At 25.7% G+C, this 14,822-nt stretch carries 10 protein-coding genes; all 10 read left to right on the top strand.

What is annotated here, in order from left to right; translation table 11 throughout:
* Positions 1 to 9 precede the first annotated feature (9 nt).
* The 10 genes from uvrC to pyk all read left to right on the top strand — a co-directional run bounded on the left by uvrC (position 10) and on the right by pyk (position 14,630).
* On the top strand, positions 10 to 1,881 hold the full coding sequence (gene uvrC, locus A6P36_RS01285) for an excinuclease ABC subunit UvrC (protein WP_066760401.1): 1,872 nt from the start codon (positions 10 to 12) through the stop codon (positions 1,879 to 1,881).
* Between the two features lie 20 nt (positions 1,882 to 1,901).
* Complete coding sequence (murB, locus tag A6P36_RS01280; RefSeq protein ID WP_066760400.1) at positions 1,902 to 2,828, top strand: UDP-N-acetylmuramate dehydrogenase; 927 nt, start codon at positions 1,902 to 1,904, stop codon at positions 2,826 to 2,828.
* Positions 2,829 to 2,830: 2 nt separating this feature from the next.
* Complete coding sequence (gene rapZ, locus A6P36_RS01275; RefSeq protein WP_066760399.1) at positions 2,831 to 3,697, top strand: RNase adapter RapZ; 867 nt, start codon at positions 2,831 to 2,833, stop codon at positions 3,695 to 3,697.
* Positions 3,698 to 3,719: 22 nt separating this feature from the next.
* Positions 3,720 to 4,703 carry a gluconeogenesis factor YvcK family protein gene (locus A6P36_RS01270; protein WP_066760398.1) on the top strand — a complete coding sequence of 328 codons (984 nt, stop codon included), beginning with the start codon at positions 3,720 to 3,722 and terminating at the stop codon, positions 4,701 to 4,703.
* 26 nt (positions 4,704 to 4,729) lie between these two features.
* A complete protein-coding gene (gene whiA / locus A6P36_RS01265) occupies positions 4,730 to 5,665 on the top strand; it encodes a DNA-binding protein WhiA (RefSeq protein ID WP_066760397.1) in 936 nt (311 codons plus the stop codon).
* 45 nt (positions 5,666 to 5,710) lie between these two features.
* Entirely contained in the window at positions 5,711 to 6,604 is an 894-nt protein-coding gene (locus A6P36_RS01260; RefSeq protein ID WP_066760396.1) for a hypothetical protein, read from the top strand.
* A gap of 125 nt (positions 6,605 to 6,729) precedes the next feature.
* Positions 6,730 to 8,571: an asparagine synthase (glutamine-hydrolyzing) gene (gene asnB, locus A6P36_RS01255; RefSeq protein ID WP_066760395.1), complete on the top strand. Its 1,842-nt coding sequence runs from the start codon at positions 6,730 to 6,732 to the stop codon at positions 8,569 to 8,571.
* A gap of 96 nt (positions 8,572 to 8,667) precedes the next feature.
* Positions 8,668 to 12,210, top strand: coding sequence for a DNA polymerase III subunit alpha (locus A6P36_RS01250; RefSeq protein WP_066760394.1), 3,543 nt, complete (start codon positions 8,668 to 8,670; stop codon positions 12,208 to 12,210).
* 19 nt (positions 12,211 to 12,229) lie between these two features.
* Entirely contained in the window at positions 12,230 to 13,189 is a 960-nt protein-coding gene (gene pfkA, locus A6P36_RS01245) for a 6-phosphofructokinase (protein ID WP_066760393.1), read from the top strand.
* A 19-nt stretch (positions 13,190 to 13,208) separates the two neighbouring features.
* The gene (gene pyk / locus A6P36_RS01240; RefSeq protein WP_066760392.1) at positions 13,209 to 14,630 is read left to right on the top strand and encodes a pyruvate kinase; all 1,422 of its coding nucleotides are present in this window, start codon (positions 13,209 to 13,211) and stop codon (positions 14,628 to 14,630) included.
* The last annotated feature ends 192 nt before the right edge of the window (positions 14,631 to 14,822 follow it).

Below are 14,822 nucleotides of genomic sequence, written 5' to 3'. Positions count from 1 at the left end.
AGATTATTTATGTTTGATTTAAAGTATAATGTTAGTATTTTGCCACATTCTCCAGGTGTTTATATAATGAAAAATGATAAGTTAGAGATTTTATATGTAGGAAAAGCTAAGGATTTAAAAAAGAGGGTTTCTCAGTATTTTCAAAAATCTCAAAATCATTCAGAAAAAACAAAAACACTTGTAAAGTATATTAAAGAATTTGAATATATTGTTACTCAAAATGAAATTGAAGCATTAATACTTGAAAATAATCTTATAAAAAAATATAATCCACCGTATAATATCCTCCTTAAAGATGATAAAACATATCCGTTTATAAAAATTACAGTAAATGAAGATTTTCCAAGATTATTTTCCACTAAAAATTATATAAAAGATGGTAATTTATATTTTGGGCCTTTTACTTTAAGCAGTGCTGTTAATGAAATTATTAGTGTTTTGAAAAATATTTTTCCTATTAGAAATTGTAAGTTGTTTATAAAAGAAGGAACTATATCTTGTAAACCATGTATGTATTATCAAATAAAAAAATGTAATGCACCTTGTTTTGGTCTTGTATCTAAAGAAGAATATAACAATATAATAAATCAAGTTATAGAAATTTTATCTGGAAAAAATAAAAATGAATTTATTAGATCTTTAGAAGAGAAGATGACTTATTATTATGAACAATTTGAATATGAGAAAGCCTTATTAATTAGAGATAAAATATCTAATATAAATTTAATTTTTGAAAAACAAAGGATTTTTTTAGGTAACCATAAATCAGAAGATTATATTAATATTTTTAAAGATGATAATGATGCTTGTGTTCAAATATTTTTTTTAAGAGATGGTAAAATTGTAGGAAGAGATCATTTTATATTTGAAAATATTTATGGTGAATTTAAAGAAAGTATAATTGAACAATTTATAAAAAGTTTCTATGGAGGTACAGCTCAAATTCCAAATTTTATATATTCTCCTGAATTTTTTGATAAAGATAGTATAGAAAAATGGATTAATGTAAAAGCAGGTAGAAAAGTTGAATTTAGGATTCCTAAAAAAGGAGATAAAAAAAATTTATTTGATTTGGTTGAAGTTAATGCGAAAATGATGCTTCGAAAATTTAAATCTAAAAAGAATTTGAGATTGGAAAGTAAAGATAAAACATATTTAAATGAGTTAGCTATGATATTAAAAATTAATTCAAAATTAGAGAGAATTGAGGCATATGATATATCTAATATTAGTGGATTTGATTCTGTTGGTAGTATGGTTGTTTTTAATAATGGATTGCCTTATACTACGCAATATAGAAGGTTTAGAATAAAGAGTGTTCAAGGATCTAATGATTATGAAAGTATGAAAGAAGTAGTATTAAGAAGAGTTAAACATGGCATTAGAGAAATAGAAGAGTTAAAAGAAGGAAGTTTGGTATATACTAGTGGAAAGTTTTGTGTATTTCCAGACTTAATTTTAATTGATGGTGGACGAGGACATGTTAATTTAGTTGAAGAGCTTTTAGAAGAAATGAATATCAATATACCAGTTTGTGGTATGGTTAAGGATAATAAGCATAGGACAAGAGGACTTATTTATAAAAATGTAGAAATTAATATAAATATTAATTCTAGTGTAATGAAATTCATAACAAGGGTACAAGATGAAGTTCATAGATATGCTATATCATATCACAGAACACTTAGAGATAAGAGAGGACTTGGATCTATATTAAATGAAATTCCTAATATAGGAAGTAAAAGAAGAAGAGAACTGATGTTATATTTTAAAGATATAAATTCTATAAAAAGAGCATCTTTTGATGAACTTTTGAAGGTTCCTAGCATGGATAAAAAATCTAGTAATTCTATTTTAGAGTTTTTTAAAAGTAATAAATAAAATGTAAGGAGAAAGTTTATATGCATGGTAATTATGAAAGGCTGATATATTTTTTAAAAAATTTTTTAAAAGATGAGAATATTAAAATAAGCGAATCAATGAAAAAACATACAACTTTTAATATTGGTGGACCATGTGATATTATGATTTTTCCTGAATCTGAGTATGAATTTATTAAGTCAATGAAAGAAATTATAGATAAAAAATTTCCTTATTTTATTTTGGGATCTGGTTCTAATATTATAGTTAAAGATGGTGGAATTAGAGGGATTGTAATTAACTTAACTAAGTTTAATAAAATAAGTGTTAAAGAAAATATAATAAATGCCAAAGCTGGAGCAAAATTATGTGATATTTCTAATATTGCATGTAAGAATTCATTGTCTGGGTTTGAATTTGCTTGTGGTATTCCAGGTACAATTGGAGGAGCTGTTACTATGAATGCTGGAGCTTATGACGGTGAAATGAGTCATGTTATACATAAGGTAAAAGTTATGGATTATGAAGGAAATATATTTGATATATATAATGAAAATATGGATTTTGGTTATAGAAGTACTGTGATTATGAAAAAAAAATATGTAGTTATTGATTGTGATATATTGCTCCAATTTGGTGATAAAAATAAAATTCAGGAAAATATTAATGATTTTACAATTAGAAGAAATTTAAAGCAGCCATTAGATTATCCATCTGCAGGTAGTGTATTTAAAAGGCCTGAGGGTTATTTTGCAGGTAAATTAATAGAAGATTCAGATCTTAGAGGATATATACACAAGAATGCTATGGTTTCTGATAAACATTGTGGTTTTATAGTAAATAGATCTTGTGCAAATTCAAAAGATGTTTTAGAACTGATAGATATTATAAAGCGAAAGGTTTATGAAAATTTTAAAGTTGAATTGGAGCTTGAAGTTAGGATTATAGGAGAAGATAAGGAGAATTGATTATGGAATTTGTTATAGTTACTGGACTTTCTGGAGCGGGAAAAACTGAAGTAATACGAGAAATAGAAGACTTAGGATATTTTTGTATTGATAATATGCCTCCACAGTTTATACAAAAATTTGGAGAAATTTGTAAATATACAAATGGAAATGTTTCTAAAATAGCATTTGTTATAGATATAAGAGGAAGACAATTTTTTGATTACATTGATGATATGTTAGAATGGTTTAAAATTAGTTCTATAAATTATAGAATATTATTTTTAGATTGCTCAAATGAAGTGTTAATTAGGAGATTTAAAGAAACACGTAGGCTTCATCCTCTATCTTACGATGGAAAAATTTTAAATGGAATATTAATAGAAAGGAAAAAATTGGAGTTTTTTAAAAATAAAGCAGATTTAATTATAGACACTTCGAATTTAAAAGTAAGAGAATTAAAAGAAAAAATAAAGCAATTTATGTTGGGAGAGCATTTAGATAATGATTTTATAATAGAGGTTATTTCTTTTGGTTATAAGTATGGAATACCTATAGAATGTGATTTAGTATTTGATGTTAGATTTATAGAAAATCCATTTTATATAAAGCATTTAAAAAATTTTTCTGGATTAGATAAAGATGTAAAAGAGTTTGTTTTAAGTAGAAATGAGTCAAATATTTTTTTAGATAAAGTGTGTGATTTAATAGAATTTTTATTGCCTAATTATTTAAAAGAAGGTAGAAAACAATTAGTAATAGGTATAGGATGTACAGGTGGTAGGCATAGATCTGTTGCCATATCGCAAGAAATTTATTTAAGATTTCATAAGTATGATAAATATAAGTTAATTATTGAACATAGAGATTTAGATAGAAATATTAGTTAATATTTTATTTAGGAGATTTAATGTGGGTGTAATTGATAAGTTAAATGATAATCCTAAAATTGTTGTTATAGGTGGAGGTACAGGGATTTCTAATATACTTAGAGGAATTAAGAAATTTACAAATAATGTTATTGCAATTGTTACTGTTGCAGATGATGGTGGAGGTTCAGGGGTTCTTAGGAGTGAATTAGGAATATTACCTCCTGGAGACATAAGAAATTGCTTAATAGCACTTGCCAATACTGAACCTGTAATGAAAGAACTTTTAAAATATAGATTTAAAGAAGGAAATTTAAAAAATCAAAATTTTGGTAATCTTTTTATAGCAGCAATGATTGGAATTACAAATAGTTTTGAGGAAGCTATAAAAAAGGTTAGTGAAGTGTTGGCTATAACAGGAAAGGTTTTACCAGTTACTACTGAGAGTGTAGTTTTAAAAGCAGAACTTTTAAATGGAATTATTGTTGAAGGTGAATCTAAAATACCTAATGAGGTTATTAAATATAATACAAAAATTAAAAAAATATTTATAACTCCTGATAATGTAAAACCTTTAGATGATTGTATTGCTGAAATTTTAGATGCAGATGCAATCATTTTAGGACCAGGTAGTCTTTATACTAGTATTTTGCCTAATTTAAAAATATGTAGCATTTGTGATGCGATAAATATTAATAAAGGGGTTAAAATTTATATATCTAATATAATGACTCAACCTGGTGAAACTGATGATTATACTTTATATGATCATGTTATTAGTATTTTTAAGAATACTAATATTTTAAATATAGATTATGTAATAGCTAATAATAAAACGTTAAATAATTACGTTCTTGAAAAATATAATTGTAAGAATTCGAAACAAGTTATTTGTGATGATGATAAGTTATGTGAAATTAATACCAAAGTAATAAAAAAAAATTTAATTAAAATTAAAAATAATTTTATAAGACATGATGGGGAAAAACTTTCTAAACTTATAATAGATATTGTTAATATAAATTGATTTTTAAAATTATTGGGGGATTCACTATGACATTTTCTTTTGGTATAAAAAAAGAACTTTGCTCTAATTTTCCTAAAACTTATGAAAAAGCTTTAAGTGAAGTTATAGGAATAATAAAAGTTATGGGGATATTTGATTTAAGTGATGTGAATAAAGTTAGTTTTAAAATTTCTAGTGAAAATAAAAATATAATAGATTATGTTCAAAATATGTTTTTAGAATATTTTAGTAACAAATTTATATTTAATATTGAAAGAATAGAATGTTTTTCTAAGATAAATAATTATATTTTAAAAATTAATAGTAAATTTATGGTTGATTTTTTTAAGGAAATAGATATATTTAATTTAAATAGTGATAGTATAAGTGTAAATGATAAATTTGATTATGATTTTATAGAATATAAAAGTTTTATAAAAGGTGTTTTTATTGGTTGTGGTAGCATGAGTAATCCGGAGAAAGGATATCATTTAGAATTTGTTATTCAAAATTTAAATTTTTCTATTTATTTTAGAGATTTTTTAAATTATCATGGTTTTAATAGTAAAATAATTAAAAGAAAAATTTATTATGTAGTGTATATTAAAGAAGCTGATAATATTTCGAAAATTTTAGGTACAATAGGAGCTTGTAATGCGGTTTTAGATTTTGAAAATATTAGGGTAAAAAAAGAATATAGTAATAATAAAAATCGACTTAGAAATTGCATAGAAGCTAATGAAGATAAACTTATAATAACTTCTGTAAGGCAAGTTAGGGCTATAATGTTTATTGATGATAAGATTGGGTTAGATAAGTTACCTAAAAATTTGAAAGAAATAGCTGAGATAAGATTAAAATATAAGGAGATGTCACTTAAAGATTTGGGGATGTTTTTAAAACCTCCTTTGGGTAAATCAGGCGTATTACATAGATTGAGAAAAATTGAGAAGATAGCTGAGGATTTGAAAAGTAAGATGTGAAAATTTAATAATATTTTATTTTTTATGATTTTTAGGAGAATGATTATGAATGTGGTTAATATTTTAGAAATAAATTATAAACATTATGGTAAGTGTTTGAAAATAACAAATAGTGTAGTTGAAATTATTATTACTATTGAATATGGACCTAGAATTGTAAAATATGGATATGTTAATGGAAGGAATCAATTTGCAGAAGATATAAATAATAAAATTTCTACATCTCATGGTGATTATTACATTATTGGGGGGCATAGATTTTGGCATCTTCCAGAAAATAAAGATAGAACTTATATACCAGATAACAAAAAAGTTGAATACGAATCAATATTTAATGGTGTGAGATTAATTCAAGAAATTGAAAAATGGACTCAGGTTCAAAAAATTATTGAAATTATTTTTGAATCATCATCTTCTAAAGTAAATATTTTACATAAAATAGTTTCTTTAAATGCGTTTGATATTAATATTTCAGTATCAGGAATTACTGCTATGAGTAAAGGTGGAATAGAAATAATTCCTCTTGAAAAGAGAAAATCGGGTATAAGCCCCAATAAATCGTTTGTATTTTGGCCGTATTCAAATATAAAGGATTCTAGAGTTTATTTTGGAGATAGGTATGTTGCAATGAAAGTGTGTGAAAATATTTCTGAGAATTTTAAGATTGGATTTAATACAAATTTAAGTTATGCACTGTATTATAATGAGAATGAGTTATTTGTTAAACAATTTAAAAGAGATAAAAACAATTCTAATTATCCTCATATGGGTTGTTGTTATGAATCTTTTATTGGAAGTAACTATATAGAGATGCAAACAAATTCTCCACTTTATACTATTTCAACTAATCAGTGTGTTGAACATTTAGAAATTTGGGATTTACATAAAGATGTTAATTTAGATTTTATAGATACTTTTATAGATAATTATGAAAATTAAAAAAATTTTTTAGTTTTAAAACTCCTTGTATATATTTACAAGGAGTTTTTTAGTATCAAAATTTTTATAAATTCATAACATAAAATAATTAATAAGTTAAAAGCTAATATATAGAGGAGTTATATATGTGTGGAATAACTGGTTTTTCTAACTTTAAAAAAAGTATTGAAAATGAATTTAATAATATAATTGAAATGAATGATTGTTTGATTCATAGGGGACCAGATAGTCGTGGATATTATAAGCATAAGCATGTTATATTTGGTCATAGGAGACTTTCTATAGTTGATCCATTTGGTGGGAGTCAGCCTATGACTAAAAAAATAAATGGATTTAATTATACTATTGTTTATAATGGAGAAATTTATAACACTCATATTGTTAAGAAAAATTTATTAGATGAAGGTTATACATTTGTTACTTACTCAGATACTGAAGTTGTTCTTTTAAGTTACATTCATTATAGAGAGGATTGTGTAAAACATTTAAATGGAATTTTTGCATTTTCAATTTTTGATGAAGAAAGAAAATGTATTTTTATAGCTAGAGATCATTTAGGGGTTAAACCTATTTTTTATGCTATTAAAGATGATTATTTAATTTTTGGTTCTGAAATAAAATCTATGTTAAAACATCCGTTAGTAAGTAGTGTGGTTTCTAGAGAAGGTATACTTGATCTTTTAAGTTTAGGTCCTAGTAGAAGTTTAGGGAACGGAATTTTTAAAGATATAAAAGAAATTCCACCTGCCCATTATTTATGTGTATTTGAACATAAAGTTGTACTTAAAAAATATTGGAATCTTGAAGCTAAAGAACATAAATGGGGTTTAGAGGAAACTAAGGAAGAATTAACATATTTATTAGAAAATATTATTAAAAATCAAATGGTATCTGATAGGGGAATATTTGCGTTTTTATCTGGTGGAATTGATTCTTCTTTAATATGTTCTATTTTAAGTAATGAATTTAAGAAATGTAATAAAATCTTAGATACTTTTACAGTTGATTATGTTGATTATGATAAGGATTTTAAAGGAAATGAATTTGAGGTTACTAGTGATAAGGATTTTGTGAAAATTGTAAATGAAAAAATTAAATCTAATAATAGAATTATAACTATAAAAAATGAGGATTTATTTTATTTTTTAGAAGAAGGGTTATTTGCTAGTGATATTCCAGCTATGGCAGATATTGATACTTCTCTTTATTTGTTTTGTCGTGGAGTTAAAAAATATGGAACTGTTGGACTTTCTGGAGAGTGTGCAGATGAAATTTTTGGAGGATATCCTTGGTACTTAAATAGTGAAGATTTAAAAATGGAAACTTTTCCTTGGTGTAGGTTTTCACAATCTCGTAAAAATTTATTTAATGATTCTATAAAAAAACTTGATTTTGATTCCTATGTTAAAAATAAATTTGATGAAACTTTTAAAGATTTTAGTTATTTAGATGTAGATTCAGAATTTGATGTTTTAATTAGGAAAATGACACTTCTTAATATAAAATGGTTTATGGTTACTCTTTTAAATAGAAAAGATAGAATGAGTATGGCTAATAGTTTAGAAGTGAGAGTTCCTTTTGCTGATAAGGATCTTGTAGAATATGCTTATAATATTCCTTCTAAAATTAAATTTGTAAATGGTAGAGAAAAAGGAATACTTCGTGAGGTAGCTAGGAAATTTTTGCCAAGTTCTGTTGTTGATAGGAAAAAAAGTCCTTACCCTAAAACTCAGAGTTTAATTTATAGGGATTTAGTTTGCTCTAAGCTTAAAAATATATTAAATGATAGATCTAATCCTATTTTTGATATTATAGATGAAAAAAGTGTTAGATATCTTTTAGAAAGTAAAGGAGAATCTTTTAATAAACCTTGGTTTGGTCAACTTATGAGAGGGCCTCAGCTTATGGCATATTTAATTCAATTAAATATGTGGATGAAAAAATATAATGTAAATATTGAAATTTAAAAATCAAAATCCTAGATGAAAAATCATTTAGGATTTTATGTTTTTTATGATAGAATCAAATTGTATTGATTAATTAAGATGGGGATAAAACTTTTTATGAATGATTTTGTTCATTTACATGTACATACGGAATTTAGTTTACTTGATTCCTCTTGTAAGATTAGAAATTTAGTTGAAAAAGTTAAAGAACTTGGAATGAAATCTATTGCTATAACAGATCATGGTGTTATGTATGGATGTATTGAATTTTATAAAATTTGTAAGCAATATGGAATTAAACCTATTATTGGTTGTGAAATTTATGTAGCTAATAAATCTATGTATATAAAAAATCCTGATAAAGATAATTTTACAAGTCATTTAATTTTACTTGTTAAAAATGAAATAGGATATAAAAATCTTTTAAAAATTGTTAGTGCGTCATTTTTAGAAGGATTTTATTATAAACCAAGAGTTGATATTGAATTTTTAAGAAAACATTCAGAGGGATTAATTGCATTAAGTGCGTGTTTAAGTGGAGGAATTTCAAAATATATTTTAAAAGATGATATTGAGGGAGCTAAGAAACTTGTTTGTACATATAAAGAAATTTTTAAGGATGATTTTTATTTAGAGCTTCAAAATCATGGCATAAGTAGACAATTAAAAGTTAATAAATTTCTTGTGGAATTTTCTAAAGAATTTTCTGTAGAACTTGTTGTAACAAATGATGTTCATTACATAAATAAAGAAGATTCTGAAGCACATGATGTTTTAATTTGTATACAAACAGCTTCAAATATTGAGGAAACCAATAGAATGAAATATGAAGGTGAGGAGTTTTATTTAAAGTCTCCTTCAGAAATGTATAATTTATTTAGCACTTATGAAGATGCTTTAAAAAATACATTAAAAATAAGTGATAAGTGTAATTTTGAATATGAGTTCGGTAAAAATATGCCGCCTAAATATATTATGGATGTAGATTTAGAACCTTTTGAGTATTTGAAAAGACTTTGTTATTTTGGTCTTATTTTTAAGTATAAGGAGTTTTACAGAGAGTTAAATGATTTTAAAGAAATAGATATTTTAAATGATGAAGAGTTTAAAAAATTATTAGAAGTATTTGAAAAAATTCACGATAAAAATAAAAAAAATTTACTTAATCGTTTAAACTATGAACTTAATCTTATAAATTCTATGGGATTTGTTGATTATTTTTTAATTGTTTGGGATTTTATTAAATTCTCAAATGAAAATTTAATACCAACAGGACCTGGACGGGGAAGTGTAGCTGGGTCTATAGTTGCTTATGTTTTAAATATTACAAAGATAGATCCTATAAAATATGGACTTATTTTTGAAAGATTTTTAAATCCTGAAAGAATTTCAATGCCTGATATAGATTCGGATTTTTGTAATGAGAGAAGAGAAGAAGTAATTGATTATGTAATAAATAAATATGGTAAAAATAATGTTTCTCATATTATAACTTTTGGTACTATGGCAGCTAGAGCGTGCATTCGTGATGTTGGAAGAGCTATGAATTATTCTTACTCTGAAGTTGATAAAATTGCAAAAATGATTCCTAACATGCTTAATATAACAATTGATTTAGCTCTTTTATATAATAAAGAATTAAATGATATTTATAAGGAAGATCCTAGAATTAAAAAACTTATAGATATATCTAAAAAACTTGAAGGTCTTCCAAGGCATACTTCTATTCACGCAGCTGGAGTTATTATAAGCCCTGAAAACTTAACTAATATTGTTCCTATGCAAAAAAGTGATAATATGTTAGTTACTCAGTTTCCTATGGCTAATCTTGAGGAAATTGGACTTCTTAAAATGGATTTTTTAGGTTTAAGGACTCTTACTGTTATAAACGATTGCATTAATATGATTGAGAAAAATAAAAAAATACATATTGATTTAGATAAAATTGAATTTAATGATAAGAAAGTTTTTGAAATGCTTGGAGAAGGAAAAACCTGCGGTGTTTTTCAACTTGAGTCTTTAGGTATGACAAATTTTATGAAAGAATTAAAACCTAATTCTTTAGAGGATATAATAGCTGGAATTAGTTTATATAGACCAGGACCAATGGATGAGATTCCTAATTATATAAAAAATAAGAATTCACCTAACAATATAAAATATTTAACTAAGGAACTTGAGGATATTTTAAATGTAACTTATGGGGTTATAGTATATCAAGAGCAGGTAATGGAGATTGTTCAAAAATTATCAGGATATTCTCTTGGAAGAAGTGATTTAGTTAGAAGAGTTATGGCTAAAAAGAAACATGATGTTATGGAACTTGAAAGGAAAAATTTTGTTTATGGAGTATTTGTAGAAGGAGAGGAAAATATACCAGGATGTATAAATAATGGTATAAAAGAAGAGGTTGCCCACAAAATTTTTGATCAAATGGTTCATTTTGCTTCCTATGCTTTTAATAAAAGTCATGCTGCGGCATATGCGGTTGTTGCTTATGAAACTGCGTATTTAGTAAAATATTATAAAAGTGAGTATATATGTGCTCTTTTAAATAGTGTAATAAATAATACAGATAAGGTTTGTGAGTATATAAAGTTTTCTGAAAGTCTTAATATAAAAATTTATCCTCCATGTGTTAATAATAGTTATAAACGTTTTGTTGTAAATAATGAAGATATTTTCTTTGGACTTTCTGCAATTAAAAATTTAGGAGAAAGTGCTTGTGAAAAAATTGTTTATCATAGGGAAAAAAATGGAAAATTTAAAGATGAGTATGATTTTTTCAAAGTATGTGTTAAAAATTCTATAAACAAAAAATCAATTGAATGTATTATAAAGTCTGGTGCACTTGATGTATTTAATGTTTCTAGAAAAGCTCTTTTACTTAATTTCGAAAAAATAATTGATGGAATAAGTTTAGATCTTAAAAAAAATATAGATGGACAAATGAGTTTGTTTAACTCTGCTGAAGATAATGTGATTATAAATAAACCAGTTTATTATGATGTAGAAGATGATATTAATAGGAATTTATCCTTTGAAAAAGAAGTTTTAGGACTTTATATTTCTGGACATCCTATTGACAAATATAATGAGTTTTTAAATAAATTGTGTAGTAGTTCTATTTCAAAGTGTAAAGAAACTTTTGATTCATTTAGGGAGGAAAATGTTGTTCTTGGAGGAGTTATAAGGAGTTTTAGAAAAATAATAACTAAAAATAATTCCATTATGGCCTTTGTTTATTTGGAAGATAAATATTTATCTATTGAATGCGTGGTTTTTCCTAAAATATATGAAAAATTTAGTTATTTAATAAATAGTGATAATATTGTTATAATAAAAGGTGTATTAAAAAAAGATGGAGATGAAGTAAAAGTTATAGTTGATGATATAGTTGGGATTGATGAAGAACATAGATTTAAACTTTATATATTAGTTGAAAATATAGACAGTATTGAGAATCAGTTTGTTAAAATTAAAACATTATTAGGTGAAAATAAGGGAGATACTAGTGTATTTTTTTATTCATCTCGTGAAAAAAAGAGTTTTAAGTTAAATGAAGAGTATAACGTAAGTTTAAATAATGAATTTATTTGCAAGTTAAATGAAATATTTTCTCAAGATTTTGTGAAAATAGTTATTATGAATAAATTATGAAAAATGGAGAGTGTTAATTATGAAAAAAATAGCAGTGCTTACAAGTGGAGGAGATGCTCCTGGAATGAATGCAGCTGTTAGATCAGTTGTTAGATATGCTTTAAGTCAAGGTGTAGAGGTTTTAGGAATACATAGAGGGTATCATGGGCTTTTACATGGAGAAATAGAAGTTTTAAATAGACGCTCTGTTTCAGATATTATAGATAGAGGAGGAACTTTTCTTAAAACTGCTAGATGTTTAGAATTTAAACATGAGGAAGTTAGAGCTCAAGCTTATGAAATTTTAAAAGAGAAGGGAGTTGAAGGATTAGTAGTTGTAGGTGGAGATGGATCATTTATGGGGGCTTACTTATTATCAAAATTTGGAATTTCAACTGTTGGAATTCCAGGAACAATAGATAATGATCTACCTTATACAGACTATACAATAGGTTTTGATACTGCCCTAAATACTATTTTAGATTCAGTAAGAAAACTTAGGGATACTTCAAGTTCCCATGAAAGAGTTAGTATAGTTGAAGTTATGGGAAGAAATTGCGGAGATTTAGCTTTATATTCAGCCCTTGCAGGTGGTGCGGAAGCTGTAATAGTTCCAGAATATCCATTTAATAGAGAGGAGCTTTGTCAAAGAATTTTAGATAGTAAAAAAAATAACAAGCTTCATAGTTTGGTAATTTTAGCAGAAGGTGCTGGAAGTGCAGAAGAACTTACAAAGTACATTCAAGAAAAAATAGGATTAGATACAAGAGCTACAGTACTTGGACATATACAACGTGGAGGAATTCCAACAGCAAGAGATAGGGTTATGGCATCTTTAATGGGAAAAAAGGCAGTGGATATTTTGTTAAAAAATGGTGTATGTGCTAAAGTTGTTGGAATAAAAGATAATCTTGTGTTTGACATGGATATTGAAGAAGCCTTAAAGATTGAGAAAAATTTTGATAAAGATTTATATGATCTTGTTAATAAATTAGTTTAATAAATATGGAGTGTTTGTTATGAGAAAGACAAAAATAGTTTGTACAATTGGTCCTTCTAGTGAAAAATATGAGGTTTTAGAAAAACTCATAGAAAAAGGAATGAATGTTATGAGGCTCAATTTTTCACATGGAGATTTTGAAGAACATGGAGCGAGAATTGATAATGTAAGAAAAATTTGTGCTAAAAATGGAAAAAATGTAGGAATAATGCTTGACACTAAAGGTCCAGAAATTAGAACTAAGAAGTTTAGTGAAAAGGTTGTTTTAAATCAAGGAAATAGTTTTACTATTTACACTAAAGAAGATTTAGTTGGAGATGCTACTAAATGTTCTGTTACTTATGAGGATCTTTATAAGGATGTTGAAGTTGGAAGTAAAATTCTTATTGATGATGGTTTAGTTGCTCTTGAAGTTAAGGAAGTAGGAGATGGAAAAATTGAATGTATTGTTTTAAATACAGGAGAGGTTTCTAGTAATAAAGGTGTGAATTTACCTAATTCTAAAATTAAATTACCAGCACTTACTGAAAAAGATAAAAATGATTTATTATTTGGAATAGAGAAAGATGTTGAATATGTTGCTGCTTCTTTTATAAGAAAAGCAGATGATGTTAAAAATATAAGGTCTTTTTTAAATGAAAATGGTGGGGATAAAATAAAAATAATATCTAAAATTGAAAATCAAGAAGGGCTTGATAATTTAGATGAAATAATAGATGCTTCAGATGGTATAATGGTTGCACGTGGAGATTTAGGAGTTGAAATTCCTATAGAGAATCTTCCATATTGGCAAAAAAATATTATAAAAAGGTGCAATGATAAAGGAAAAGTAGTAATAACTGCAACTCAAATGCTTGATTCTATGATAAGAAATCCAAGACCAACAAGAGCAGAAGCTTCAGATGTTGCAAATGCAATTCATGATGGAACAGATGCTGTAATGCTTAGTGGAGAAACTGCAAATGGTAAATATCCAATTGAAGCATATGAAACAATGGATAAAATAGCGAGAACAACTGAAGAAAGTTTAGATTATGAAGGTAAACTACAAAAAAGACTTTCGAAAATTGAATATAAAGATGTTCCTACAACAATTGCTTTATTTTCTTGTACAACGGCCAATGAAGTTGGAGCAAAAGTAATACTTGCTTGTACAAAATCAGGAGCAACAGCTCAATTTATATCTAAATTTAGACCTGAATGTCCTATTATTTCTATTACTCAAACTCAAAAGGTTGCGAGAATATTGTCTATTTATTGGGGGGTTTATCCTCAAACTATAGAAGAAACTATTGATAATACAGATATGTTAATTGATTTATCGGTGGATAAAGCGAGAAAAGAATATAATCTTTCAAAAGGGGATTTAGTTGTTGTTGCAGCAAGTGTACCAGCTAATTTTAAAGGTCATACAAATATGTTAAAGGTACATGAAGTATAAAAAAATTAATTTAAAATTAACAAATATATAATTTAAAATTAACAAAACTTTTTTGTAGTAAGTATATTATTATAGAGAGGTTTCAAAAATTTAAGTGGTTTATTTTTTATTTAGGCAACTGATTCAAAAAAACATTAGCATCTATAAGAAATTATAGATGCTAATGTTTTTTAAATTAAGGAGGAAGTTTAG

This window comes from Candidatus Arthromitus sp. SFB-turkey (assembly GCF_001655775.1).
GTDB lineage: Bacteria > Bacillota > Clostridia > Clostridiales > Clostridiaceae > Dwaynesavagella > Dwaynesavagella gallinarum.
This window is presented reverse-complemented; position numbering and strand designations above follow the sequence as displayed.